Below are 24993 nucleotides of genomic sequence, written 5' to 3' on the forward strand. Positions count from 1 at the left end.
TCCTTCCTTGTCATGCCGGTCAGATGAACCGGTGCCCGGTCGGCCGGGCATTCGTCAGAGGGGTGGTCCGTGGTGGGCGGCCCGAGGTGGGTCAGGCCACCCGGTGCAGATCAGGTCGCCCGCGCCGGATCCCTGGGATCGATCGGATCCGGCGCATCGAGCGGAGATCGCTCAGGCGTCGACGGCGACGGCCGGCTCGGCGGCAGCCGGCTCCGCGCCAGCCGCCTCCTGCCGCTGCGCGCGCAGCGCCTCGCTGAGCCGGGCGACCTGCGACAGCGGGGCCGCGAACAGGCCGACAGCCTTCGCCAGGGAGCCGTTCATCGCGCCGGCCAGCTTGGCCAGCAGGACCTCGCGGGACTCCAGGTCTGCGAGCTTGCGGATCTCCTCCGCGGACAGCGCCTTGCCCTCGACGACGCCGCCCTTGACGATCAGGGCCGGGTTGGCGCGGGCGAAGTCCCGCAGACCCTTCGCCGCCTCGACCGGGTCGCCGCCGACGAAGGCGACGGCCGTCGGGCCGACGAGCAGGTCGTCGAGACCGGACACGCCGGCCTGCGCTGCAGCAATCTTGGTGAGGGTGTTCTTGACCACCGCGTACCGGGTGGTCTCGCCGAGCGCGCGACGCAGCTCGGTGAGCTGGCTCACCGTGAGGCCGCGGTACTCCGTCAGCACCGCGGCGGTCGAACCACGGAACTCCTCGGCGATCTCCGCCACGGCGGCGGTCTTCTCCGAGTTCGCCATCGGGCTCCTTCAGGGGTCGGCCGGCCATGCCGACAGGCCTCGGAAACGACGAACGCCCCGGCGCAGAGGCGCGGGGCGTCAGAGATCCGACGGCGTCCTGAATGCTGCCGACCACCCTGGTGGGAGGCAACGATCCTGACGGTCTTCATGGCGACTTCCCGTTCGCCACCTGCGCAGGCCGCCCGGGAATCCCGAGCCTTCGGCCTCCAACCTTTCGGGCCCGGCAGCTGCCGGGATCCTGGAGAGGTGGAGAACGACCAGCGGTCTTCGGTGTGGAACTGTTGGTCATCGTAGCAGGCTCCGCAGGCGGAACGGCGGCGGCCGCACCGGCTCCAGGCGGCTCCAGATCACCAGCACCAGCACCAGCACCAGCACCACGAACGCACAAAGGGGCCGTACCGCGAACGGTACGGCCCCTGCGCCGTCATTCCCTGCCCGGCCCCGTCACGGGGGCGAGAGCAGGCCCCGCCTCCCGGTCAGGCCGGGGTCTCCTCCAGGAGGTTACGGGTCCGGTTCGGGTCCACCGGGATGCCCGGGCCCATCGTGGTCGCGAAGGTGACCTTCTTCAGGTAGCGCCCCTTGGCGGCCGACGGCTTCACCCGGACGATCTCGTCCAGCGCCACGGTGTAGTTCTCGATCAGCTGGTTCTCCGAGAAGCTGACCTTGCCGATGACGATGTGCAGGTTGCCCTGCTTGTCGACCCGGAAGTTGATCTTACCGCCCTTGATGTCGCCGACCACCTTGGCCACGTCGAGGGTGACCGTGCCGGTCTTCGGGTTGGGCATGAGACCGCGCGGGCCGAGGATACGGGCGATCCGGCCGACCTTCGCCATCTGGTCGGGGGTCGCGACGGTGGCGTCGAAGTCCAGGAAGCCCTCCTGGATCCGCGCGACGAGGTCGTCGCTGCCGACGACGTCGGCGCCTGCGGCGGTGGCCTCCGCGGCCTTCTCACCGGCGGCGAAGACGGCGACCCGCGGCGACTTGCCGGTGCCGTGCGGCAGGTTCACCGTGCCGCGGACCATCTGGTCGGCCTTGCGCGGGTCCACACCGAGGCGGATCGCGACCTCGACGGTCGCGTCGTACTTCGTCGAGGACGTCTCCCGGGCCAGCCGAGCGGCATCCAGCGGGCTGTACAGAGTGGTCAGATCGATCTTCTCGGCCGCGGCGCGGTATGCCTTGCTGCGCTTCATGAGCTCTCAGTTCTCCCTGTGGTGTTGGCGGGTCCGGTCCGCCGCCGAGCCGGGTCCACCCCGCCTCGGGCCGCCAGCCGGCCCTCCCACATCTGTGCGGGCCTGACCGCGGCGAGACGCCGCGGTGCCCCGTGTTCCACTCCGCGCTGCCGCGCGGAGGACCTCACTCGCCGACGGTGATACCCATCGACCGGGCGGTACCCGCGATGATCTTCTCCGCCGCCTCGAGGGTGTTGGCGTTGAGATCCGGGAGCTTCGTCTGCGCGATCTCCCGGACCTGCGCCGGGGTCAGCTTCGCGACCTTCACCCGGTGCGGCGTGCCGCTGCCCTTGTCGACGCCGGCAGCCTTGAGGATCAGCCGCGCGGCGGGCGGGGTCTTGGTGACGAAGGTGAACGAGCGGTCGTCGTACACCGTGATCTCGACCGGCACGACGTTGCCGGTCTGCGACTCGGTGGCCGCGTTGTACTGCTTGCAGAACTCCATGATGTTGACGCCGTGCTGGCCCAGCGCGGGGCCGACCGGCGGCGCCGGGGTTGCCTTGCCGGCGTTGATCTGGAGCTTGATCAGCGCAGTGATCTTCTTCTTCTTGGGAGGCATCTGTTCGTCTTCCTACCGGAGTTCTACGGAGCGGATCAGATCTTCGCGACCTGGTTGAACTGCAGCTCGACCGGCGTCTCCCGACCAAAGATGGAGACGAGCACCTTCAGGCGCTGCGCGTCGAGGTTGATCTCGCTGATGGTGGCAGGCAGGGTGGCGAACGGGCCGTCCATGACCGTGACGGACTCCCCGACCTCGAACTCCTGGGCCTTGACCGTCTCGACCTTCTTCTCCTTCGGCGCAGCCGGCGCGAGGATGGAGACCACCTCTTCGCGGCGCAGCGGCGACGGCCGGTTCGTCAGGCCGACGAACCCGGTCACACCCGGCGTGTTCCGGACCGCCGACCAGGACTGGTCGGTGAGATCCATCCGGACGTAGATGTACCCGGGGTACTTCTTCTGCTGGACAAGCTGGCGCTTGCCGTTCTTGACGACCGGGACCTCCTCGGTCGGCACCTCGATCTGGAAGATGTAGTCCTCCATGTTGAGGCTGGAGATCCGGGTCTCGAGGTTCGTCTTGACCTTGTTCTCGTAGCCGGCGTAGGAGTGCACCACGTACCACTCGCCGGGGGCCTCCTCCAACGCGCGGAGCAGGTCGTCCGCATCGTCGTCGGCGTCCGGGCCGGTTGCCGCGAGCGGCTCGGGCTGGGCCGAGGAGGGCGCGGAGGCGGCGGCGTCCGCCGACTCCTCGCCGTCGGTGTCGGGTGCGGCCGCGGCATCCGTGCTCGCGACCTCGTCACGCTCGAACGCCGCAATGGGGTCGAGACGGTCGAGGGCCTCCCCCTGCTCGGAGGAGGCGTGCTCGGGAGACTGGGACACGCGGCCGATCCTTCTCTCGTGGACAGTGCGACTGTGGGTGGTTCTCTCATCGGCGGTCATTGGCCCGGGGCGACGGTACGGCTGCGAGCCACGAACGCCCGCGGCACCCGGCCCGCCCCGCCGGGATGGACCATGGCCACACCGGACGACCGGACGAACCCGGACCGGGCCACGCGCCGAACCTCGCCGACGGTGACGTCGACCCGGCCCCGGTGCCCGTGACGGCTCCAGGTGTCAGCCGAAGACCGCGATGACCGCCTTCGTCAGGCCGAAGTCGAGGCTGGCCACGAAGGCCGTCATGACCGTGACGAAGACAAGCACCACGACCACATAGGTGATCAGCTCGCTCCGACCCGGGTAGACAACCTTGCGAAGCTCCCCGATGACCTCGCGGACGAACTGACGAATCCTGCGGAGAATCGAGAACGGCGACCGACGACGGTCGGCCCGCGCGGACCGGTTGGCCCGCGGTGCCGCGTCACGTGTATCGGTCGCCACTCAGCTCCACCCACTCGTTCGTCGGTCCAACGCAGGGGCGACAGGACTCGAACCTGCAACCGCCGGTTTTGGAGACCGGTGCTCTACCAATTGAGCCACGCCCCTTAGACGTACCCGGAGCCCTGACGGTTCCACTACTGAACACCTCCCGAACGGATCCTCCGAGGACGCCGCGCCACACTCCGCGCGCCGATCCTCCCGGGACCATCGTTCCGCTGAGATGGGCCGTAAGCGGGGCCGACAGACCGAGCGGATCGAGCATACCCCTTCATGGCCGGGGAGCTCGCCGCACGGTACTCCCGGACGTCCGCAGGTCGCCCCAGGACGGGCCGGACGGGCCAGCCCGTGGACGCTCTCCCGTGGCAGCATGGCGACCATGAGCAGGATCTCCCACCGCATCGCGGGCATCGCGCCATCCGCGACCCTAGCCGTCGACGCGACCGCCAAGGCGATGCGCGCCGCGGGCAGGGACGTGATCGGCTTCGGTGCTGGCGAGCCCGATTTCCCCACGCCCGAGCACATCGTCGCGGCCGCCGAGAAGGCGTGCCGCGAGCCGCGCATGCACCGCTACACCCCCGCCGCGGGCCTGCCCGAGCTGCGTGAGGCCGTCGCGGAGAAGACCAGACGCGATTCCGGTCTGGTCGTCGAGCCGAGCCAGGTCCTCATCACCAACGGCGGCAAGCAGGCGGTCTACCAGGCGTTCGCGACACTGCTCGACCCCGGCGACGAGGTCATCCTGCCGGCGCCCTACTGGACGACCTACCCCGAGGCGATCCGGCTCGCCGGGGGTGTCCCCGTCGACGTCGTGACCGGCCCGGAATCCGGCTACCGGGTGACTGTCGAGCAGCTGGAAGCAGCCCGTACGCCCCGCACCAAGGTCCTTCTCTTCTGCTCACCGTCGAACCCCACTGGCGCCGTCCACACCCCGGAGGAGGTGCGGGCCATCGGCCGGTGGGCCGCCGAGGCCGGCGTCTGGGTCATCAGCGACGAGATCTACGAGCACCTCGTCTACGGCGACGCCCGCTTCGCCTCGATGCCCGTCGAGGCCCCCGAGCTGGCGGACCGCTGGATCGTCGTCAACGGCGTGGCCAAGACGTACGCGATGACCGGCTGGCGGGTCGGTTGGCTGATCGCCCCGCTGGACGTCGTCAAGGCGGCCACCAACCTGCAGTCGCACGCCACCTCGAACGTCTCGAACGTCGCCCAGGCAGCGGCACTCGCCGCCGTCGCGGGCCCGCTCGACGCCGTCTACGAGATGCGCAAGGCGTTCGACCGCCGGCGGCAGACCATGCACGGGCTGCTCGTCCAGATCCCCGGCGTGCAGTGCCCGCTGCCGGACGGGGCGTTCTATGCGTACCCCTCGCTGGAGGGCGTGATCGGCCGGACCCTGCGCGGGCGCACTCCGGCGACATCCGCCGATCTGTGCCAGCTCATCCTGGAGGAGGCCGGGGTCGCGATCGTCCCCGGTGAGGCCTTCGGCACTCCGCGTTTCGCCCGGTTGTCCTACGCGCTCGGGGACGACGACCTGGTCGAGGGTGTCCGGCGGCTCGCGGCCCTGCTGGCCGAGGCCTCCTGACCGACTACCCCCACCCGCACACCGGGCCCCGCGGCGATCTGCCGCGGGGCCCGTGTCCGTTCAGTGGCTGGTTCGGGGCTCGGTGGCCGAGTCCTCGTGCGAACTCGTGCGCCGCCGGGAGTGGCCCGCCAAGGACGCCGGAGCGCGGCGGCGGTCAGCCGAGCTGGACGGTGGCCCGCGCCGCCATGAGTACCTTGGCACCCTGGTGGCGGACTGTGAGGTTCACCACCACCCGCCCGCCATCGAGCTTCTTCTCCACAATGCCCTGGACAGAGATCTCGGCGCCCTCGTCGTCGTCGGGCACGACGACCAGTGAGGAAAACTTCACGCCGTACTCGACGACCGCGCCGGGGTCGCCGGCCCAGTCGGTGACCAGGCGGCCGGCCGTGGCCATCGTCAGCATGCCGTGGGCGACAACGCCGGGCAGCCCGGCCTCCCGCGCCGCACGCTCGTTCCAGTGAATTGGATTGAAATCGCCGGAAGCGCCGGCGTAGCGCACCAGATCGGACCGCCGCAGAGAAAAGGTCCGGTCACCGATCACGGTGCCGACATCGACGTCGTCATAGGTGATGGCGGGCGGCATTCCCAGCTCCGATCTGCCCGGTCACCGCGGCGGCGCCGTGCCGCGGGACACCAGACTGCACGTTCCCTCGGCGACGAGCTCCCCGCTCGTCGAGGTGAACTCGTAGGACGTCACCAGCAGCTCGTTACGGCCGACGGAGCGGATCGACGCCAGCGTGGACCGCACCACCAGCTCGTCGCCGGCCACGACCGGCCGGTGCAGGGTGAAGCGCTGCTCGCCGTGCACCACGAGCGTGTAGTCCAGGCCCAGCGCCGGGTCGTCGGTGGGCAGGCCCAGGTTCCCGGGAATCGCGGTGACCAGAAAGGTCGGCGGCGCGGGCAGGTCGGCGTGGCCGGCCGCCTTGGCTGCCTCCACATCGTGGTACAGCGGGTTGTCGTCGCCGACCGCGCGGGCGAACTGGCGGATGTGCTCGCGGCCGATCTGGAACGGGACGTCGGAGGTGTAGCTACGACCGACGAAGTCCTGGTTCAGCGGCACCGCGCGCTCCGATCTCGACCTGGCCCGGTCGGGCCCGGCCCGACTGGACGGTGACCCGGACCGGCCACCGTCACACCCGGCCACCGTCACACCCGGCCGGTTCAGCACCTTACCGGGCAGCACCCTATCGGGAGTGGTGCCCGCCCGGCGGACAAAGCCCCGGGCAGCCGTCCGCGGGAATGACGAAACCGGGTGGGTCGGTGTGATTCCGGACCCACCCGGTGAACGTCAGAAGCAGACAACCGGAAAGCACGGCCTGCCTGGCGATGAAGGGCCTGGGGTGTGTGCTGCCGAGGCCCGGCCGGCGCGGTTACGTGCCCACGCGGTCAGCGGGTTTCGCGGTGCTCCGTGTGCGAACGGCAGTTCGGGCAGAACTTGCGGAGTTCGAGACGGTCGGGGTCGTTCCGCCGGTTCTTCCGCGTGATGTAGTTGCGGTGCTTGCACACCTGGCACGCCAGTGTGATCTTGGGACGAACATCGGTGGCAGCCACGGCGGGAGGCCTCTTCCTGTCTCGAATGCTTACAGACCAAAGGGGCCGCGACTCACCGGACCCCGCGGGGGTCACTACGGTGTGCCGCGACCCGATGGTAGCGGTGGCCGGACTTGAACCGGCGACACAGCGATTATGAGCCGCTTGCTCTGCCAGACTGAGCTACACCGCCATGACGGATCACCGGCGAGCGAGGACCCGAGAGACAGTATAAGCGGATGTACCACCCACTGCCGATCACGATCCCACCCGGCACCGGACCGCCCGAGCCCCTTTACGGAATCGAACCGTAGACCTTCTCCTTACCATGGAGACGCTCTGCCGACTGAGCTAAAGGGGCGTGTTCGCGGGACTCACGTTACACGACGCCGACGGCATCGTGACGGGCACCCCCCCACCAAATTTCGCGACAGCCGACACGGCGCGACCATGGGCCGCGACCGCCCCGGGGCACCTGCCCACCGACCCCAGCGTCCGGTGACGGCACCTGGTGACGAACCGCGACGGCCCACTCCGACTCATGGGCAACACGCAGTGATGGTTGGACCGGGCGAAGGCGTATCAAAGGCGCACCACAGTGGACTTCAGTGACGGCGGGGCCGACACGCACCCTCCGTTGATAGCTGTAAGTAATCACATGAGTGCCTAGCGTGTGGCCTGGCCACAGACGCGCGCCCACCGGGTGCTACCGAAGCAGCCGCGCCGCCCAGCATCGAGGTTTGCTCATGCCGCTCTCGCACCATGCCGCCCGAGACTCCGGATCCCCGGAGGCGGCACCCGTCGTCCTGCACGCCCAGCAGGCGGGACACCCCGCCGCGTCGCGGGCCCTACCTCCGCTGGCCGGAGTACCTGTCCCGGCCGGTGCCTCCCTGCCGGCGGGGACCTCCTTCGAGACGCTGCACGCCGCCTTCCACAGCCGACAGCAGACCCGGACAGCTCCGCCGCGCCTCGTACGTCCTGCCCCCGCCGCCACCCACGCCCGGCCGCAGTCCCCCAGCGGGGCTACCCGCGCCGCCGTCGACTCCTCGGTGGCGACGTGGCGGCTGCGCAACACGGGCCGGTTCTCCGCGCGCGTCCTGGGCGCGGCGACGGTCGCCGTCACCGCGGTCGCGCTGTCCGCGGGCACGGCGCAGGCCGTCGGCGAGCCGACCGCGGCCGGGCAGCCCACCCCGTCCACGCAGCCGGTCACGCCCGCCCCGCCCGCCCCGCCCGCTCCCGGCGCGGCAGCTTCGGCACCGGCTGACGGCGGACCGGACCGCATCCTGCTGGCCGAACCGTCCCCCGCCTGGCCGCGGGGCATCGACATCGCCTCCTGGCAGCACCCCGGATCGGCCCCGATCGACTGGAACGCGGTCAAGGGCTCCGGAGTGAGCTTCGCGATCGTGAAGGCGACGGAGGGCACCAACTACACCAACCCGTACTTCACCGGTGACCGCACCGCGGCCCGGCAGGCCGGCCTCACCGTGGGTGCCTACCACTACGCCCGCCCGGCGGCCCCGATCTCCACCGCCGTCGACCAGGCCCGGCACTTCCTGGCGGTGACCGGTCTCACCCGCATGTCGGGGCACCTGGCGCCGGTCCTCGACATCGAGACGACGGGCGGCCTGGACCCGGTGGCCCTCGCCGCCTGGACGCGGGCCTTCCTGGAGGAGGTCGAGTCCCAGACCGGCCGCGCACCGATCATCTACACCTACCGGTCCTTCTGGACAGACCAGATGGCGGACACCCGCGACTTCGCGCACTACCCGTTCTGGTTCGCCCTCTACAACAACGAGACCACGCCGGGATGGCTGCCCGGCGGCTGGCCCGGGTGGGCTATGTGGCAGTACACCTCCTCCGGGACCGTGCCAGGCATCAGCGGAAACGTCGACATGAACGTCGCGTGCTGTTCGCCGGCCGAACTTGCCGGACTCGCGGACGGCACGCTCTCCGAGATCGACCGCCGCCTCGCCTCGGCCGGCCTCCTTCAGTACTCCCTGGGCGCGCCGACGGGTGTCGAGGTGCGGGCCGGCGGCGGCGGGCGCTGGCGGCCGTTCGCGAACGGCCTCATCTTCTGGTCCGTCGCGACCGGGCCGCGCGTGCTGCACGGGGAGGTGGCCAGGAAGTACCTGGAGCTGGGCGGCAGCAACGGTTTCCTGCAGCGCCCGCTGAGCGACGTCGAGTGGGCCACGGCACCCGGGACGCACCAGGCGATGTTCCAGGGCGGCTGGATCTACTGGCACCCGGCGACCGGCGCGCACGAGGTCCACGGCCTGATCCTGCGCCGTTACCTGGAGCTCGGCGGCTCGACGTCCGCGCTGGGTCTGCCGGTGACGGACGAGTACTCGGTACCGGGCGGGCGGGAGAGCGCCTTCCAGTTCGGCACGCTGCGATGGACGGCCGCCACGAACGCGGTGACCCTCCTCCCCGCCGGGGCGCCCTGAGACCTCACCGGAGGCGCCCTGAGGCCTCGCCGGAGGGGAGTGACATCGACTCACGGGGGGTATCTGGCCCGGGTGCGGCGGTGTGTGGCCGCTCGGCTACAAGCAGCGTTGCCGCGCAGCCGGGAGGATCAGATGGTAGATCTGCGGCAGGCACGCAATACCGACGGATGGCTGCTCTTTGCCGCCGTCATCATGTTCATCGTCGGTTTCCACAACCTCATCTACGGCATAGCGGCACTGCGCGACTACATCGTGGTGGTCGACAACCTCTACTCCACCTCGACCGGCACCGGGGTGATCTACGCCAGCACCTCCTTCTGGGGCTGGCTGTGGATCGCGTTCGGCGTCGTCCAGATGGTCATCGCGGTCGGCATCGCGGCCGGCAACGAGCTCGCCCGCTGGGTCGGCATCGTGATCGCCGCGCTGAACGCGATCGGCCAGCTGGCCTTCCTCGCCGCGTTCCCGGTGTGGTCGGTCATCATCATCGCGATCGACATCCTGGTGATCTACGCGCTGGCCACCTACCAGACGCGGGGACGTCCGGGCGGCGCGGTCGAGCCCTACCCGGGTGACCGGCCCGGCGTGACGCGCGGCGCGTCGACGCGGTCGCGGACAGGCGCCTACGCGGGCAGCGCCACGGGGCCTGGCGGTGGCGGCATGCGCGCCGGCGGGGATGCCTCCGGCGCGGGCCGATCGGGGGACCCGGGCCGATCGGGGGACCCCGGCGACGACTTCTTCGAGCCGACCTCGGACCGACCGGGCTCTGCGGGCAGCCGGTCGGCCGGTGACCGCGCGGTCGGAAACACCGGTAGCACCGGGGACGACCGGGGAGTCGGTATGGCCGGCGACGCCGGTGGCCGCTTCCCCGCGGGAACGACCGACCCGAGCGCCGGAACGCGACGCCCCAAGTCCGGCTACCGGCCTGCGCCCGGGGGGACGGGCGGCACCGGGCCGGATTCCGGCTCCGGTCGCTGGAGCAACGAGCGCCCACCGCCCGCGGACCGCTAGCAGGCCCCTGACCGCCGAGGCCGTCGCGGACCTGTCACCGCGGCGGCCTCGGCACGTCCACCTGCCGGCGCCACTCCAGGCAGTGGTCGATGAACCCGGCGAGGTGCTCGGCCTCGAAGACGGCGATGTCCCAGTCCCCCGTCTCCACCTCCGCCGGACTGCGCCACAGGTAGGCGACAGCCCGTCCGCCCTCGGCCAGCGGGACGTCCCGCGGTTCGTAGGGCTCACCTTCGAACAGGTCGAGCAGCTCACGCTCCGCTCGGGTGAGACCGCGCAGGCAGGTCCCCGGGCACAGCACATCGGCGGCGGCCGGGACCAGGCCCGGGTAGCTCCGCCCCCGCAGTGCCGCGGCCCGCCACCCCGGGACCGCCCCGGAGGTCATGGCCGGACGCCGCCCGAGCAGCGCCTCGACAACCTCGGCGAAGCGCAGCGTTCCGTAGGCGAACAGCACCGGCTCCGCCAGCCCGCCGCCGTCCGGGGAGAGCGCGGGCACGGCTATCCCGCCGCGTCGAGGTCGACCCGGGTCAGCACCGGGCGCAGGGTCAGGCCGATGTCGGCCAGGCGCTCCCGTCCGCCCTCCTGCCGATCGATCACACACAGGACGTCCTCGACGACCGCACCCTCCTCCCGCAGCACGCGGGTGGCGTCCAGGACGGCGCCGCCGCTGGTCACGACGTCCTCGACCAGGACAATGCGGCGACCTTCGACCACGCCACCCTCGGCGATCCGCCGGGTCCCGTACTCCTTCGCCTTCTTCCGGACGAACCGCGCCGGCAGGCCGGTCCGGGCCGAGAGCAGCGTCGCGAGCGGGACGCCGCCCAGCTCCAGGCCCGCCAGAAGATCCGTGCCGGGAGGCAGATGTACGGCCATCGCGGCCACGATGTCGGCGAGCAGGACGGGGTCGGCCTCGAAGAGGTACTTGTCGAAGTACTCCGTACTGGTGCGACCTGACCGCAACACGAAGGTGCCGGTCAGATGAGATGCCGCCCGGACACGGACGGCCAGTGTGTCGATGTCGGCCACACCGACCGACTCTACGGGCCGGCCGTCCCTGGTTCCCCGGGCCGGCCGGCTCCGCAGGTTCGGACCGCCGGCACGCATACCGCGCGAACCTGCGGGCATGACGACCGCCGGACATGACGAAGGCCCGGAGAGAAATCTTCCGGGCCTTCGTCAGACGCGTGTCCCCCGGACGAACCGGGGTGGTGGCAGGTGATGGATTCGAACCATCGTAGGCTCAGCCGACGGTTTTACAGACCGCTCCCTTTGGCCGCTCGGGCAACCTGCCGTGTTCGGCAAGCATACCGGTTACCCGGAGCAGTACGACGGGAGGGGCCCCCGAACATCCCGGCCGATGCCCGAACCACGTCTCGGTGCGCCAGGCCGCACCGAGCGACCCGACCCAGGAGGTCCGTGCCCGTGGCAGATCCGTCCTTCGACATCGTGAGCAAGGTCGACACCCAGGAGATCGACAACGCCGTCAACCAGACCGCGAAGGAGATCCGGACCCGGTTCGACTTCCGGGACACCGGCGCCTCCGCGGAGCTGAGCGGCGAGGCGATCCAGCTGCAGGCCAACAGCGAGGAGCGGGTGAAGGCAGTCCTGGACGTCCTGCAGGAGAAGTGCGTGAAGCGCGGCATCTCGCTCAAGAGCCTCGAGTACGGCGAGCCGCGGCAGTCCGGCAAGGAGTACCGGCTGACCGTCACCGTGCAGCAGGGCATCGCGGACGAGAAGGCCAAGACGATCGCCAAGAAGATCCGCGCCGACGGGCCCAAGGGGGTGCAGGCGCAGATCCAGGGTGACCAGTTGCGGGTGACCGGCAAGAAGCGGGACGACCTGCAGCGCGTCATCGCACTGCTCAAGGCGGAGGACTTCGAGGTTCCGCTGCAGTTCGTCAACTACCGCTGACGCCCCACCTCGGCTGCCCGGCCGGGGTCCCGCCGGCCCGACGTGGCCCGGCGGCCCCGGTCAGCCGGCGTACGGGGCCGACCCGCACCATCCGCCGCTCGCCGACCGTTGTGTTGGCCGCCGCCCGAAGCGCGGATGTCCGACGTAGGACGTAGGACATCCGCCGCCGGCGAAATGACATTTTCCTTGGCAACGAAGGCGGGCCGCCGACAGCGGCCGGATTCACATGCAGGTGCACAGGATGCTGCACGGTCGCCGATTTTCGTACGGAAAGCAAGCCGGCCCCCGGGCCGGCAGACATACCCCGGAAAAGGTGCACCCCGCCCGATGGGGGGTTTCGGGCGGGGTGCGCGCGGCGGAACCTGGGGGGTACGCTCCGCCGCGGTCCGTGAGGATTAAGCGTACTCGTGTTCGGGCGCTGCGGCGTGCCTTCCGCGGGTCTTCTTATTTCACCGCAGTGAACTCCTTGTGCCCGACTTGTACCCGCCGAAACCGTGCGCCGACGTGGTCCGCGCCATGGCTCGCCGCAGCCCCGGCGGGGCCTACTGGTAGGGGTTCATCCGGGCGCGCTCTTCCAGCCGGGCGACTCGTTCGGCGATCGGCGGGTGGGTCGAGAAGAACCGGGAGACGCCACCACCGCGGAACGGGTTGGCGATCATCATCGCGGATGCCGGGCCGAGCCGGGAGCTGGCCGGCAGCGGGCGCGCCGCAGTTCCAGCCTCCAGCTTGCGCAGAGCACTGGCCAGCCCGAGCGGATCGCCCGTCAACGTCGCCCCGGACTCGTCGGCCTGGTACTCACGGGCGCGGCTGATTGCCAGCTGGATGATGGTGGCGGCAATCGGGCCGACGACGATCAGGGCGAGCATCTCCACCAGGCCGGGGCCGTCCTCGTCCCGGCCGCCCCCGAAGAAGGCGAAGACCTGCATCATGTTCGCGAAATAGACGATGATGCTCGCCAGCGCGCCCGCAACCGAGGCGATCAGGATGTCGCGGTTGTACACGTGACTCAGTTCGTGACCCAGGACGCCGCGCAGCTCGCGGTCGTCCATGATCTCCAGGATTCCCTCGGTGCAGCACACTGCCGCATTGCGCGGGTTCCGGCCGGTCGCGAAGGCGTTCGGAGACGAGGTGGGGCTGAGATAGAGCCTCGGCATCGGCATCCGCGCCCGGGTGGCGAGTTCCTGCACGATGGCGTACAGCCGAGGCTGCTGGACCTGGCTGACCGGGTATGCACGCATCGCGCGCAGCGCGAGCCGATCCGAAAAGAAGTAGGAGAAGCCGTTCATCCCGAGGGCGAGCACGGCCGCGATCACGATGCCGCCCCTGCCGAACAGCGAACCGACCGCCACGATGACCGCCGAGAGCACGCCGAGGAGAAGAGCCGTCTTCAGCCCGTTGAGACTGCGATGAGGCATGGCTGTCGCGCATCCGTCCTGTTGACCTGTTGCGACTTCACCAACGAAGGAGCTGACACTCCTCGTTCCCGGCGGCGGCTGCCCTACGCCGGAGCGCCGCCGCCCTGCCCGGCACCTCCGGGTGTATGCGGTTCGCGGCCCCGCTCCCCCGCGGCGGCGCGCACGGAGGCGGCGACATCCGAGGTCAGCAGGCCTGCGTCCTCGAGGCGGTCAGCCGTCAGGACGGCCAGCGCGGCGTAGGCATCGGCGAGATGGGGGTCCAGCCTTGCCAGCTCGGCCGACTGGACTGTGACGGTCCCGACATCGCCACGCCGGACCGGGCCGGTCATCGCGTGCACGCCTGCGACGAGCGCGTTCTCCAGCGACATCCGCAGCAGTGGGCCGAGCGCCGCCGCCTGGTCGTCGACGCCGGCCGCGGCCACCAGCTGCCCGGCCGCGGTGACGAGGGTGGCGAGGAAGTTGCCGCCGAGCACCAGGGCGGCGTGGTAGATCGCCCGCCGCTCCTCGGGGATGATCGCCGGTCGGCCGCCGACGCTCTCGACGAGACGACGGGCGCGGGCGGCCGCGACGTCGTCCCCAGGCGCGGTGGTGATGCCGAACGTCGCGCCGACCAGCTGAGCCGCGTCGCCCGGTGCGCCGGTCAGGGTCATGATCGGATGGATTGCTGCGGCCCGGGCACCGACCGCGGTCACCGCGCGCAGCGGCAGGATCCCGTGCCGCCCGCTCAGATGCGCGACGAGGGGAGCCGGCGCGCGGGCAGCGCCGGGAGCGACCTGCCGGGCCACCTCGGCGATCCGGTCGTCCGGCACACCCAGAATGATCACTTCTGCGTGGGACGCGGCCGCGGCGGGGGTGGCGCAGACCTCGGCGGCGGAGAACACAGCCGCGGCCCGTTCTCGGCCAGCACCGGTCCGGCTGTACAACGCGCTCACCTGGTATCCGGCGGCCATGAGCGCCCGGCCCATCGCCATGCCGGCCCGACCCGGCCCGATGATCGCCACGGAGCGCCCTGGCAGCTCCCCCGACTCCAGGGGCTCCACCGACTCCACGGGCTCCACGGGCTCGACGGGCTCGACCGGATCCAGCGACTCTGCCAGTTCGTCCGCCGGTCCGGCGTCGGGAGACTGCGGCCGCATGTAACCCTCCTCCTCGTGCACGCCATCCACCATCCGTCCGGTCGGGCTCACACCGGTAAACCCGAACGTCACAGCGCAAAGGAACGGGCGGCGTTCGAGTGGTGCCCGGGATGCCGGGTCGGCCGTCAGCACTGCCGTGGTGGCCTTCTCGCGAGCCCGTTTCGGGTGATGCCGCCCGGCCGCGAAGCCGCCGGACACCGGCCTGCCCTCCGCACCGTGACGGCCGACACGCCGCCGCTGCCTACATACGGCGTTCCGTGCACGGTTGGTGCCGGCGGCGGCGCAACCAGGTCACGGCCATCGTTATCGAGCGATACGAATTGGCGGCGCCGCGAACCGCTGAGATCCGCCTATAGACGACGGTTGCGTCGGCCACCATCGACCCTATCCGGCCCGCTCCTGGAATACAGTCGTACTGTGACAGGCCGCGCGGCCGCCGAGGCGGGCCAGCGTTACCACCGGGGTGCCGAGCGGTCGTTTAGCCGACTACGCCGCCATAGCCGCCGCGGATCGGAGGCCAGCTGAATACTCGCGCGCCGCACATACCTGCCGCGGTCGGGGCACAGGCCACCGGCGGGCTGCCCACACGCGCCTTCGGTGCCTGCGCACGAGGCTCTGTCGCCTGGCCGACCGGCCAGGTCCGGCTGTCCGCCTGCGGACACCCGTCAGGGTTCCCGCGAGCGGGTGACGTCGTATGTCATGGCGGTCCCGAGGGGACGACGGGCCCCGGCGTGGGCGCGGCTCCGCGCTCGCGGCGACACGCGACCGGTGTGTCGCCCGCGGGAGTCCGGGCCGCTCGCACCATGTCCGCACGGCCCGCCGGAGGCGGCCCGGCCCCCTGTTCCCGGACCCCCGCGGCCGATACCAGAAAACGCATACTGCAACCAGTCACGCACGGCCAGCAAGGGGTCGGCGGTCGGGATAATCCGGCCGGAAGCCGCGGTACCCCGCTCTTCCCGGCGGCGCCGGGCGGCGGCATCCTCGTGCCCTATTGAGCTGCCCGGTACGCTGGGGTGGTACCTGAGGAGGTTACTAAAGGTGTCTGAGCAGGTCAGGGAGAGGGAGACCCGCCGGCTCGATCGGGTCGTCGTGCGGTTCGCCGGCGACTCCGGCGACGGTATGCAGCTCACCGGGGAACAGTTCACGAGCGAGACGGCGGCATTCGGCAACGATCTGTCCACGCTTCCGGACTTTCCCGCGGAAATTCGGGCGCCAGCCGGCACGCCTGCCGGAGTTTCTGGCTTCCAGCTCCATTTTTCCGATCACGATATTCTGACCCCGGGCGATGCCCCGGACGTCCTGGTCGCCATGAACCCGGCCGCGCTGAAGGCGAATCTCAAGGACCTGCCACCTGGCGCGGACCTGATCGTCAACACCGATGCGTTCACCGGCGGCAACCTGAAGAAGGCCGGCTACGCCGCCGACCCGCTGACGGACGGGACCCTGGACAACTACACCGTCCACCGCGTGCCGCTGACGTCGATGACGATCAACGCGGTCCACGCCGCCGAGGGCGTCGGCGGGGCGGTGAACAAGAAGGAGGCCGAGCGGGCGAAGAACATGTTCGCGCTCGGCCTGATGAGCTGGCTGTACCACCGGCCCACCGGCGGCACCGAGGGCTTCCTCAAGAAGAAGTTCGCCAAGCGACCGGAGATCGCGGCGGCCAACATCGCCGCGTTCCGTGCCGGTTTCAACTACGGCGAGACCACCGAGTCCTTCTCGGTGACCTACGAGGTCGCCCCGGCCCGTATGCGGTCCGGCACCTACCGCCGCATCACCGGGAACATCGCCCTCTCCTACGGGCTGATCGCCGCCGGTGAGCTCACGAAGCTGCCGCTGTTCCTCGGCACCTACCCGATCACCCCGGCGACGGACATCCTGCACGAGCTGAGCAAGCACAAGCAGTTCGGCATCCGGACGTTCCAGGCCGAGGACGAGATCGCCGGCGTCGGTGCGGCACTCGGCGCCTCGTTCGGCGGCTCGCTGGGTGTGACGACGACGTCCGGCCCGGGAGTCGCGCTGAAGAGCGAGACGATCGGCCTGGCGGTCAGCCTGGAGCTGCCGCTGCTGATCGTGGACATCCAGCGTGGTGGCCCGTCGACCGGCCTGCCGACCAAGACCGAGCAGGCCGACCTCCTGCAGGCGATGTTCGGCCGCAACGGTGAGGCCCCGGTGCCGATCGTGGCGCCGCAGTCACCGGCGGACTGTTTCCACGCCGCCATCGAGGCCGCCCGGATCGCGACGAAGTACCGCACACCGGTGTTCCTGCTCTCGGACGGCTACCTGGCGAACGGCTCCGAGCCGTGGCTGCTGCCGACCAGCGAGGAGCTGCCGGACCTCACGGTGACCTTCACGACCGAGCCGAACCACACCGGTCCCAAGGGTCCCGAGTTCTGGCCCTACCAGCGCGACCCCGAGACGCTCGCCCGGCCGTGGGCTGTCCCCGGCACCCCGGGCCTCGAGCACCGGATCGGTGGTCTGGAGAAGGCGGACGGATCGGGCAACATCTCCTACGACCCGGCGAACCACGACCGCATGGTGCGGCTGCGGCAGGCGAAGGTCGACGGCATCGCCCGTGACATCGCCCCGCTGGAGGTCGACGACCCGTCCGGCATGGCGGACGTGCTCGTGCTCGGCTGGGGGTCGACCTTCGGGCCGATCGCCGCCGGCTGCCGGCGGGTCCGGGCCAAGGGCCTGCACGTGGCCCAGGCGCACCTGCGCCACCTCAACCCGTTCCCGGCGAACACTGCCGAGGTGCTGCGCTCCTACGACAAGGTGCTGATCCCCGAGATGAACCTCGGCCAGCTCCGCACCCTGATCAGGTCGCAGTTCCTGGTGGACGCGATCGGCTACAACCAGGTCCGTGGGCTGCCGTTCAAGGCTGCGGAACTCGCGGGCGTCTTGGAGGATGTGATCAACCAGTGACCGTCACGACGAACGGCAACGGGATTACCAACCGACTCCTGGACCTGGTGCCCGCCGCCCCCACCCAGCTGACCCGCAAGGACTTCACCTCCGACCAGGAGGTGCGCTGGTGCCCGGGTTGCGGCGACTACGCCATCCTGGCGACCGTGCAGGGCTTCCTGCCGGAGCTCGGCATCGCCCGGGAGAACGTCGCCTTCATCTCGGGCATCGGGTGCTCCTCCCGTTTCCCGTACTACCTGCAGACCTACGGGATGCACTCGATCCACGGGCGTGCGCCGGCGATCGCGACCGGGCTGGCCACCTCCCGTCCGGACCTGTCGGTGTGGGTCGTCACCGGTGACGGTGACGCCCTGTCCATCGGCGGGAACCACCTGCTCCACGCGATGCGCCGCAACGTCAACCTCAAGATCCTGATGTTCAACAACAGGATCTACGGTCTGACCAAGGGGCAGTACTCGCCGACCTCCGAGGTCGGGAAGATCACGAAGTCGACACCGTTCGGCTCGCTGGACCGCCCGTACAACCCGGCGTCGCTGGCGCTGGGCGCGGAGGCCACCTTCGTCGCCCGGTCGATCGACTCGGACCGCGCCCACCTGACGTCGGTGCTGCGCGCCGCGGCGGAGCACCCGGGCACCGCGTTCGTCGAGATCTTCCAGAACTGCAACATCTTCAACGATGGCGCGTTCGAGCCCCTCAAGGACCGGACGACGCGGGACGACGTCACCCTGAAGCTGGTCGACGGCGAGCCGCTGCTGTTCGGCGCCGAGCGGGACAAGGCCATCCGGCGCTCCGCGTCGGGCGGCCTGGAGGTCTGCGCGGCCACCGACGAGGGTGTCCTCGTGCACGATGCGGCGAACCGGGACCCGAGCCAGGCCTTCGCCCTGTCGCGGCTGACCGGCGACGACCACGGAGTCACCCCGATCGGGGTGTTCCGCAACGTCGACGTACCGACCTACGACGAGGCCCTCAACGGGCAGGTCGAGCAGGCCCGCGCCAAGAGCGGCGCCGGGGACCTGATCAGCCTCATCTCGGGCAGCGAGACCTGGACGATCGACTGACCGCGCATCGAGCGCCCGCGCGTCGAGCGCCCGCGAAGATCGGCTGACGGCTCAGGTCGGCTGACAGCACGACCGTGACGGCCGGGGTGGTGGAACAACACCACCCCGGCCTTCGCCTTTCGGCCCCGCGCATGGTTTCCGGACCGCCGGCGCGCCGCTCCAAGGTGCCATCCGCTTCCTTTTGTCCCTGTTGGCGGCACATGCTGCACTTGCCGCTTTCTGATCAGTGTGCGGTAAGGTGATTGCCGGTGGGGGTGCCGTGCGGCCCGGGGGGGCTCACAACACCAGAACAGCCGGAGGCGTAGTGCGGGTTCACGCAGCGCGAGGTCACCGAGCCCATCACCGAGGCTCGCCGCCGCCCACCAGTACCCGGTTCCAGGGCCTGTCGGCCGCGGGAGCGCGGCATGGGTAGCCACTCCGCGGGCCGGCACAGCCGGGGAGCCCCCAGCAGCGGTCGGCGCCCCGAGGCGCGGGCCGAGGCTCCGGGCCAGGCCTCGGCTCACACGCCCCCACGCGGCCGCCTGTCGCAGCCCTCCGAGCGCGACCTCCCCCGTGAGCCGCTGCCGCACCGCTACCCGACGCCGCGCCGCGAGCCGTCACAGCATCGCGAGCCGTCGCTCTACGCCCAGCGGCGTGCCGAGCCCCTCCCACGGACGTCTCAGGCGCAGAGCCGGCAGCAGAGCGCGGCCCCGGCCCGTTCCACCTGGGTCACCAGCGAGTGGAGCAGCAGCCCCTCCGCGGGGACGTCCCCGCTGCCGAGGCGTTTCCCGCCGCCCCGGCCGACCAGCCGACCCCCCGGAGAGATCGACACGCTCACCGGGCCGCTGTCGATGAGCTCCGGTGCCGACACCGCACGGCCGGCCCGGCCCGCCCGCACCACGCGCTCCTCGCTGTTCGAGCCCGTGCGCCCGGTCGGCTCCCTCGACGTCGGGCACGCCGAGGACGTCGATCCGGGCGCACCAGCCCCCCGGGATCGGGCGCCGCGCCCGGGAGGCACCCGGTCGGGTTCCGCCACGGCCGGCCGCGGAGCGCACCGCGCACCGGCCCCCCGCCGCGCACCCGGCCGCACCAGGATGGTGGTCGCGGGCACCGCCTCCCTCGCCGGCCTCTCCGCGATCGTGACCGGTGTCGCGCTCACGGGCGAGCACCCGGTCACCAACGCCGGGCCGACGACCGGCGCGACGCCGCTCATCCAGGTGGACGAGGCCCGCCACGCGTTCGGTTCGGACGACGCGCAGGCCTCCCGGGGCAGCCGCGAACCGCTGCTGCCTCCGCAGGTCTCCGACCCTGTCGGCGACACCTTCCCCACCGGTTCCGGCACGAGCACCAGCACGGGCCCGATCGGCCAGGAGTACGGGTACCAGCACTACACCCGGCAGGACACCCCGGCGCCGCCGGTGAACCCGGGCACCACGGGCGCCACGGGCGAGGAGGGTCTCTCCGGCTACGAGATCCCATTCGTACCGCTGACGCCGCAGACCAGCGCGGCGCCGACGCCGGGCGGGTCCACCCCGCCGGCGGGCACGACGGCCGACCCGGCCACCGGCGGAACCACGACCGGTGGAACCACCACGGGCACGACCCCTGGTGCAACGCCCGGCGGCACCACCACCGGCGGCACGACCACCGCCCCGGGGACCACCCAGCCCGGGGGCACCGCCACGCCGAGGCCGACAGCCCCGGCGACGAAGCCGGCATCCGGCGGCACGACGACGCCCACTACTCCGCGCCCGTCCAGCTCGACCTCGACCACCCCGCCGCCGAGCACGACGCCGGAGGACGAGGAGGAGGGTTCGCTGCCGTTCAACCCGGAGCCGGTGCAGGTCACCCCGATCTGGGATTCGCTCTTCCCGCCCGCGACCTCCGGCTCCACGGCGACGAGCAGCTCCGCCACCAGGTAAGGCCGCCCGGCCACGGGGCCGGGAAGATCCCTGCGGCCGCCCACCGCCTCTGGCGGGTGGGCGGCCGCTGGCAGTTCGTGGTCAGCTCGTGGTCAGCCCGTGCGGTCGACGACGAAGTCGGCCAGTGACTCGAGGGCCACCTTCGCGGAGCTGTCCGGGAGCGGAGCCAGGCAGGCGCGGGCCTCACTCGACCAGCGGATCAGCTCGGCACGTGCCCGGCCCATGGCCGGGTGCTCCCGCAGTACCTCCAACGCCTCCGCGACGGCGGGCTCCGCGACTCCCTCCTGCGCCCAGGGGTTCTCGCCGAGCAGGTCACGCAGCCGCCGCGCACCCGCGTCGTCGCCCTCCAGGGCATACAGGACGGGCAGCGTCGGGATGCCCTCACGCAGATCGGTGCCGGGGGTCTTCCCGGACGCCTCGGTCGGCGACGCCACGTCGATGAGGTCGTCGGAGAGCTGGAAGGCCACCCCGAACCGCTCACCGAACGCGGCGAGGATGTCGGACGTCACCGGGTCGGCGCCGGCGAGCATCGCCCCGAGCCGGCCGGAGGTGGCGATCAGTGACGCGGTCTTGTCGGTGATGACCCGCAGGTAGTGCTCGATCGGGTCCTGGCCGGGCGCGGGGCCGACGGTCTCGCGGATCTGCCCCTCGCACAGCGCGGCGATGGTGCGGGCCAGGATGCGGGTGGCCTCCGGCCCCAGGTCGGCCGTGATCTCGGAGGCGCGGGCGAACAGGAAGTCGCCGGTGAGGATCGCGACCGTGTTCGTCCAGCGGGCGTTCGCCGATGCCGCGCCACGCCGCAACGGCGCCTCGTCCATCACGTCGTCGTGGTACAGCGTCGACAGGTGCGTCAGCTCGATCGCGACGGCGGCCGGCACCACGCCGACAGCGTCGGGATCGGCGAACTGCGCCGCGAGCAGCACGACCATCGGCCGGAACCGCTTGCCGCCCGCATCGACGAGGTGCCGGGATGCCTCGGTGACGAACGAGAACTCGCTGCGGACGGACACCCGCAGCTGGTCCTCGACCGCGGCGAGCCCGACCCGGACAGCCTTCTCAAGATCAGGGTCGGCCCTGATCCCCATCACGTCCAGCCCGATAGCGCTCATACCGCCATCAGCGTACGAAGCCGGAGGTCGCCGCGGTGGTCGCAAGGTCGAGAAGTGGCTGGGGAATTACGCCCAGCAGCAGGGTCATGAGTGCACCTATACCCACCGTGGCGAAAGTCAGCGTCGGGCGGGTGACCACCACCGGGCCGTCAGCCAACGGCTCGGAGAAGAACATCAGCACGATCACGCGGACGTAGAAGAAGGCGGCGATGGCGCTGCAGACAAGCGCGACGACGACGAGCGGGGTGGCATCACCGGCGATCGCGGCCTGGAAGACCGCGAACTTTCCGGTGAATCCGCTGGTCAGCGGGATACCGGCCAGTGCGAGCAGCAGGAACGCGAACGTGCCCGCGACCACCGGCGACGTGCGGCCCAGGCCCTGCCACTGAGACAGGTCGCTGGCCTCCCCGTCTCCGGTGCGGACGAGCGAGACGACACCGAACGCGGCGATGGTGGTGAAGCCGTAGGTCACCAGGTAGAACATCGCGCCGCGCAGGCCGTCGGTGTTCGAGCCGGCCATGCCGACCAGCAGGAAGCCGGCGTGGGCGACGGCCGAGTAGGCCAGCATCCGCTTGATGTCGCGCTGGGTCAGCGCCAGCACAGCCCCGACGACCATGGTGAGGATCGCGACGGCCCACACCACGGGACGCCAGTCCCAGCGCATACCCCCGAAGGCCACGTAGAAGACCCGGAGCAGGGCGCCGAAGGCGGCCACCTTGGTGCCGGCCGCCATGAACGCGGTGATCGGCGTCGGGGCGCCCTGGTAGACATCCGGCGTCCAGGAGTGGAACGGAGCGGCACCGATCTTGAAGAACAGGCCGACACCGAGCAGGGCCAGCGACAGGTAGAGGTAGGTGTCGTTCTGGCCCACCGTGCCGACCGCGTCGGCGACCCGGCCCAGCTCGACACTGCCGGCGTAGCCGTAGGCGAACGCGACGCCGTAGAGGAAGAAGGCCGACGAGAACGCCCCGAGCAGGAAGTACTTCATCGCGGCTTCCTGCGACAGCAGGCGCCGCCGGCGGGCGAGTCCGGCCAGCAGGTACAGCGGCAGCGAGAGGATCTCCAGCGCGACGAACATGACGAGCAGGTTGTTCGAGGCGACGAAGAGCAGCATGCCGCTGACCGAGAAGACCATCAGCGGATAGGCCTCGGTCTGCACCTCCGGGGAGGTGCGCTGCGCCGTGGAGCCCTTGGAACCGGGCACGACGGCCGCGGAGGCGACGAGCGCGCCACCGGAGGAGTCCAGCCGGCGCTCGGCGACGAGCAGGACGGCCAGCGCCGCGAACACCAGGATGGTGCCCTGCATGAACAGGGTGGGCCCGTCGATGGCCACCGCGCCGGCGGCGAGGATCTCGCGCCGGGTGTGCAGGAGCACGACGGCGACGAAGGCGGCGATGAAGCCGCCGGCCGCGAGCAGCGGTTGCAGCACCCGCCGGGCCTTCGGCGGCGCGAAGGCGTCGACGAGGACACCGGCCAGGGCGACGCCGAAGAGGATGAGCATCGGGCTGAGCGCCGAGTACTCGATCGACGGCGGTGTGATCTTCTGTGTGACGTCCTGCGCCAGCACAGTGGGTACTGCGCTCACGAATGGCCTCCGGATTCCGGCGCGGCCACCGGGGCCGTCGGCGCCGGGTCAGACTTCCCGATGTCCTCGAAGGTGGCGGTGACCGTGGGCGTGATGATGTCGAGCAGCGGCTTGGGGTACACACCGAGCCCGATGATCAGCGCGACCATCGGGGCGACCACCAGCCGCTCCCGCGTGCTGAGGTCCTTGACGAGGCGCATCTTCTCGTCCTTGATCGGACCGGTCATCGTGCGCTGGTACAGGTAGAGGATGTAGACCGCGGCGAGCACGATGCCGCAGGTCGCCACGATCGCCAGCGCCCGGTACTCGGTGAAGGTGCCGACCAGCACCAGGAACTCGCTGACGAAGCTGTTCGTGCCCGGCAGCGCCAGCGAGGACAGGCCTGCGATCAGGAAGACCCCGGCGAGTATCGGCGTCACCTGGGCCATGCCGCCGTAGGCGCTGACGTCCCGGCTGCCTCGCCGGCTGACCAGGATGCCGACCACCAGGAACAGCAGGCCCGTCGACAGGCCGTGGTTGACCATGTAGAGCACGGCACCCGTGCCGGCCTGCGAGGTGAAGGCGAACGTCCCCAGGGCGATGAAGCCGAAGTGCGCCAGCGAGGTGTAGGCGACCAGGCGTTTCATGTCCCGCTGGCCGATGGCCAGCAGTGCGCCGTAGAAGATGCCGATCACCGCCAGGGCCAGCACCATCGGCGCGAAGTACTCGGCGGCGTCCGGGAACAGCGGGATGCAGTACCGGATGAGGCCGAAGGTGCCGACCTTGTCCAGGACGCCGACCAGCAGCACGGCGCCGCCGGTGGGCGACTGCGCACCGGCGTCGGGCAGCCAGGTGTGGAACGGGAACAGCGGCGCCTTGATCGCGAAGGCGACGAAGAAGCCGAGGAACAGCAGCTTCTGCACGCCGGGGGTGATCTCCAGCTGGCGCAGGGTGGCGAAGTCGAAGGTGCCGGTACCGAGCTGGTCGGCGGAGACCACGTAGAGACCGATCACCGCAGCCAGCATCAGCAGCCCGCCGAACAGGCTGTAGAGCAGGAACTTCACCGCCGCGTAGGAGCGCTGCGCCTTCTCCTCGGCCGGCCCGTAACTCCCGATGAGGAAGTACATCGGGATGAGCATGGCCTCGAAGAAGACGTAGAAGAGGAACACGTCGGTGGCCGCGAAGACCCCGATCATGCCCGTCTCGAGCGCCAGCAGCAGCGCGAAGAACGCCGGGACCGACCGCTTGCCCTCCTCGACCTCGTCCCACGAGGCCAGCACGACCACTGGCACGAGCAGCGCGGCGAGCAGCATCAGCACCAGCGAGATGCCATCGGCGCCCACCGAGTAGGAGACGCCGAACTCCTTGATCCAGTCGTAGGACTGGCCGAACTGGAAACCGGCCTTGTCCGGGTCGTAGGCGGCGGTGGCCAGCACGGCCAGCACCAGCACCGCGAGCGAGATCGCCAGCGTGAGCTGCTTGGCGAGCGTGACGGACCGGCGCGGGAGACCCGCGACCACCAGAGAGCCGACCGCGGGGACGATCAGCAGGATCGTCAGCCAGGGAGCCGTACTCAC

The 24993-nt window shown here is 70.8% G+C and carries 22 protein-coding genes and 4 tRNA genes; 7 read left to right on the forward strand and 19 right to left on the reverse strand.

Going from position 1 to position 24993, the window contains the following annotated elements; translation table 11 throughout:
• Positions 1-171: 171 nt before the first annotated feature.
• The 6 genes from rplJ to AB1460_RS00485 form a co-directional block, all read right to left on the reverse strand.
• Entirely contained in the window at positions 172-738 is a 567-nt protein-coding gene (gene rplJ, locus AB1460_RS00460) for a 50S ribosomal protein L10 (RefSeq protein ID WP_071083861.1), read from the reverse strand.
• A 476-nt stretch (positions 739-1214) separates the two neighbouring features.
• On the reverse strand, positions 1215-1928 hold the full coding sequence (gene rplA / locus AB1460_RS00465; RefSeq protein ID WP_368958515.1) for a 50S ribosomal protein L1: 714 nt from the start codon (positions 1926-1928) through the stop codon (positions 1215-1217).
• 163 nt (positions 1929-2091) lie between these two features.
• Positions 2092-2526 carry a 50S ribosomal protein L11 gene (gene rplK, locus AB1460_RS00470; RefSeq protein ID WP_071083859.1) on the reverse strand — a complete coding sequence of 145 codons (435 nt, stop codon included), beginning with the start codon at positions 2524-2526 and terminating at the stop codon, positions 2092-2094.
• A 35-nt stretch (positions 2527-2561) separates the two neighbouring features.
• Positions 2562-3344 (reverse strand): transcription termination/antitermination protein NusG, encoded by a 783-nt coding sequence (gene nusG / locus AB1460_RS00475; RefSeq protein ID WP_368958516.1) that lies wholly within the window; start codon positions 3342-3344, stop codon positions 2562-2564.
• 234 nt (positions 3345-3578) lie between these two features.
• On the reverse strand, positions 3579-3842 hold the full coding sequence (secE, locus tag AB1460_RS00480; protein ID WP_018638487.1) for a preprotein translocase subunit SecE: 264 nt from the start codon (positions 3840-3842) through the stop codon (positions 3579-3581).
• Positions 3843-3874: 32 nt separating this feature from the next.
• A tRNA-Trp gene (locus AB1460_RS00485) sits at positions 3875-3947 on the reverse strand.
• Between the two features lie 262 nt (positions 3948-4209).
• Between AB1460_RS00485 and AB1460_RS00490 the strand changes: the two genes are divergently transcribed.
• A complete protein-coding gene (locus AB1460_RS00490; RefSeq protein WP_368958517.1) occupies positions 4210-5418 on the forward strand; it encodes a pyridoxal phosphate-dependent aminotransferase in 1209 nt (402 codons plus the stop codon).
• Between the two features lie 154 nt (positions 5419-5572).
• Here the strand turns inward: AB1460_RS00490 and AB1460_RS00495 are convergent, their stop codons facing one another.
• The 5 genes from AB1460_RS00495 to AB1460_RS00515 all read right to left on the reverse strand — a co-directional run bounded on the left by AB1460_RS00495 (position 5573) and on the right by AB1460_RS00515 (position 7309).
• Complete coding sequence (locus AB1460_RS00495) at positions 5573-6001, reverse strand: MaoC family dehydratase (protein ID WP_368958518.1); 429 nt, start codon at positions 5999-6001, stop codon at positions 5573-5575.
• A 21-nt stretch (positions 6002-6022) separates the two neighbouring features.
• A complete protein-coding gene (locus tag AB1460_RS00500) occupies positions 6023-6478 on the reverse strand; it encodes a MaoC family dehydratase N-terminal domain-containing protein (RefSeq protein WP_368958519.1) in 456 nt (151 codons plus the stop codon).
• A 326-nt stretch (positions 6479-6804) separates the two neighbouring features.
• Positions 6805-6969, reverse strand: a complete 165-nt coding sequence (gene rpmG / locus AB1460_RS00505; protein ID WP_018638491.1) for a 50S ribosomal protein L33 — start codon at positions 6967-6969, stop codon at positions 6805-6807.
• Between the two features lie 95 nt (positions 6970-7064).
• Positions 7065-7141 (reverse strand) — tRNA-Met (locus tag AB1460_RS00510).
• Positions 7142-7236: 95 nt separating this feature from the next.
• Positions 7237-7309 (reverse strand) — tRNA-Thr (locus tag AB1460_RS00515).
• Between the two features lie 385 nt (positions 7310-7694).
• Between AB1460_RS00515 and AB1460_RS00520 the strand changes: the two genes are divergently transcribed.
• The gene (locus AB1460_RS00520) at positions 7695-9392 is read left to right on the forward strand and encodes a GH25 family lysozyme (RefSeq protein WP_368958520.1); all 1698 of its coding nucleotides are present in this window, start codon (positions 7695-7697) and stop codon (positions 9390-9392) included.
• Between the two features lie 132 nt (positions 9393-9524).
• Positions 9525-10400, forward strand: a complete 876-nt coding sequence (locus tag AB1460_RS00525) for a DUF7144 family membrane protein (protein WP_368958521.1) — start codon at positions 9525-9527, stop codon at positions 10398-10400.
• 34 nt (positions 10401-10434) lie between these two features.
• Here AB1460_RS00525 and AB1460_RS00530 read toward each other — a convergent pair whose 3' ends face one another.
• The 3 genes from AB1460_RS00530 to AB1460_RS00540 all read right to left on the reverse strand — a co-directional run bounded on the left by AB1460_RS00530 (position 10435) and on the right by AB1460_RS00540 (position 11688).
• Positions 10435-10893: a gamma-glutamylcyclotransferase family protein gene (locus AB1460_RS00530; RefSeq protein ID WP_368958522.1), complete on the reverse strand. Its 459-nt coding sequence runs from the start codon at positions 10891-10893 to the stop codon at positions 10435-10437.
• Positions 10894-10895: 2 nt separating this feature from the next.
• Positions 10896-11423 (reverse strand): orotate phosphoribosyltransferase, encoded by a 528-nt coding sequence (gene pyrE / locus AB1460_RS00535; RefSeq protein ID WP_368958523.1) that lies wholly within the window; start codon positions 11421-11423, stop codon positions 10896-10898.
• Positions 11424-11603: 180 nt separating this feature from the next.
• Positions 11604-11688 (reverse strand) — tRNA-Tyr (locus AB1460_RS00540).
• A 131-nt stretch (positions 11689-11819) separates the two neighbouring features.
• Between AB1460_RS00540 and AB1460_RS00545 the strand changes: the two genes are divergently transcribed.
• Positions 11820-12308 (forward strand): YajQ family cyclic di-GMP-binding protein, encoded by a 489-nt coding sequence (locus AB1460_RS00545; protein ID WP_368958524.1) that lies wholly within the window; start codon positions 11820-11822, stop codon positions 12306-12308.
• A gap of 542 nt (positions 12309-12850) precedes the next feature.
• Here AB1460_RS00545 and htpX read toward each other — a convergent pair.
• A complete protein-coding gene (htpX, locus tag AB1460_RS00550) occupies positions 12851-13723 on the reverse strand; it encodes a zinc metalloprotease HtpX (RefSeq protein WP_368958525.1) in 873 nt (290 codons plus the stop codon).
• Positions 13724-13806: 83 nt separating this feature from the next.
• Positions 13807-14859, reverse strand: coding sequence for a Rossmann-like and DUF2520 domain-containing protein (locus AB1460_RS00555; RefSeq protein WP_368958526.1), 1053 nt, complete (start codon positions 14857-14859; stop codon positions 13807-13809).
• Positions 14860-15897: 1038 nt separating this feature from the next.
• Between AB1460_RS00555 and AB1460_RS00560 the strand changes: the two genes are divergently transcribed.
• The 3 genes from AB1460_RS00560 (at position 15898) to AB1460_RS00570 (ending at position 20743) form a co-directional block, all read left to right on the forward strand.
• Positions 15898-17784, forward strand: a complete 1887-nt coding sequence (locus AB1460_RS00560) for a 2-oxoacid:acceptor oxidoreductase subunit alpha (protein ID WP_368958527.1) — start codon at positions 15898-15900, stop codon at positions 17782-17784.
• Complete coding sequence (locus AB1460_RS00565) at positions 17781-18842, forward strand: 2-oxoacid:ferredoxin oxidoreductase subunit beta (protein ID WP_368958528.1); 1062 nt, start codon at positions 17781-17783, stop codon at positions 18840-18842. Before AB1460_RS00560 ends, AB1460_RS00565 begins: the two co-directional genes overlap by 4 nt.
• Before the next feature lie 404 nt (positions 18843-19246).
• Positions 19247-20743, forward strand: a complete 1497-nt coding sequence (locus AB1460_RS00570; protein ID WP_368958529.1) for a hypothetical protein — start codon at positions 19247-19249, stop codon at positions 20741-20743.
• 92 nt (positions 20744-20835) lie between these two features.
• Here the strand turns inward: AB1460_RS00570 and AB1460_RS00575 are convergent, their stop codons facing one another.
• Genes AB1460_RS00575 through AB1460_RS00585 form a run of 3 tightly spaced genes read right to left on the reverse strand, consistent with a single transcriptional unit; the run spans position 20836 to position 24993 of the window.
• On the reverse strand, positions 20836-21852 hold the full coding sequence (locus AB1460_RS00575) for a polyprenyl synthetase family protein (RefSeq protein WP_368958530.1): 1017 nt from the start codon (positions 21850-21852) through the stop codon (positions 20836-20838).
• Between the two features lie 7 nt (positions 21853-21859).
• Positions 21860-23437, reverse strand: a complete 1578-nt coding sequence (gene nuoN / locus AB1460_RS00580; protein WP_368958531.1) for an NADH-quinone oxidoreductase subunit NuoN — start codon at positions 23435-23437, stop codon at positions 21860-21862.
• Positions 23434-24993 carry an NADH-quinone oxidoreductase subunit M gene (locus AB1460_RS00585; RefSeq protein WP_368958532.1) on the reverse strand — a complete coding sequence of 520 codons (1560 nt, stop codon included), beginning with the start codon at positions 24991-24993 and terminating at the stop codon, positions 23434-23436. The genes nuoN and AB1460_RS00585 overlap by 4 nt, the downstream gene beginning before the upstream one ends.

The sequence above is a fragment of the Parafrankia sp. FMc2 genome (assembly GCF_041008525.1).
GTDB lineage: Bacteria > Actinomycetota > Actinomycetes > Frankiales > Frankiaceae > Parafrankia.

Bases quoted from the DNA above. Each gene is read 5' to 3' on its own strand.
- AB1460_RS00575 (WP_368958530.1), bottom strand. From the start codon at position 21,852: ATGAGCGCTATCGGGCTGGACGTGATGGGGATCAGGGCCGACCCTGAT.
- rplK (WP_071083859.1), bottom strand. From the start codon at position 2,526: ATGCCTCCCAAGAAGAAGAAGATCACTGCGCTGATCAAGCTCCAGATC.
- AB1460_RS00555 (WP_368958526.1), bottom strand. From the start codon at position 14,859: ATGCGGCCGCAGTCTCCCGACGCCGGACCGGCGGACGAACTGGCAGAG.
- AB1460_RS00495 (WP_368958518.1), bottom strand. From the start codon at position 6,001: ATGCCGCCCGCCATCACCTATGACGACGTCGATGTCGGCACCGTGATC.
- htpX (WP_368958525.1), bottom strand. From the start codon at position 13,723: ATGCCTCATCGCAGTCTCAACGGGCTGAAGACGGCTCTTCTCCTCGGC.
- AB1460_RS00570 (WP_368958529.1), top strand. From the start codon at position 19,247: ATGGGTAGCCACTCCGCGGGCCGGCACAGCCGGGGAGCCCCCAGCAGC.
- AB1460_RS00525 (WP_368958521.1), top strand. From the start codon at position 9,525: ATGGTAGATCTGCGGCAGGCACGCAATACCGACGGATGGCTGCTCTTT.
- rplA (WP_368958515.1), bottom strand. From the start codon at position 1,928: ATGAAGCGCAGCAAGGCATACCGCGCCGCGGCCGAGAAGATCGATCTG.
- AB1460_RS00490 (WP_368958517.1), top strand. From the start codon at position 4,210: ATGGCGACCATGAGCAGGATCTCCCACCGCATCGCGGGCATCGCGCCA.
- AB1460_RS00520 (WP_368958520.1), top strand. From the start codon at position 7,695: ATGCCGCTCTCGCACCATGCCGCCCGAGACTCCGGATCCCCGGAGGCG.
- rplJ (WP_071083861.1), bottom strand. From the start codon at position 738: ATGGCGAACTCGGAGAAGACCGCCGCCGTGGCGGAGATCGCCGAGGAG.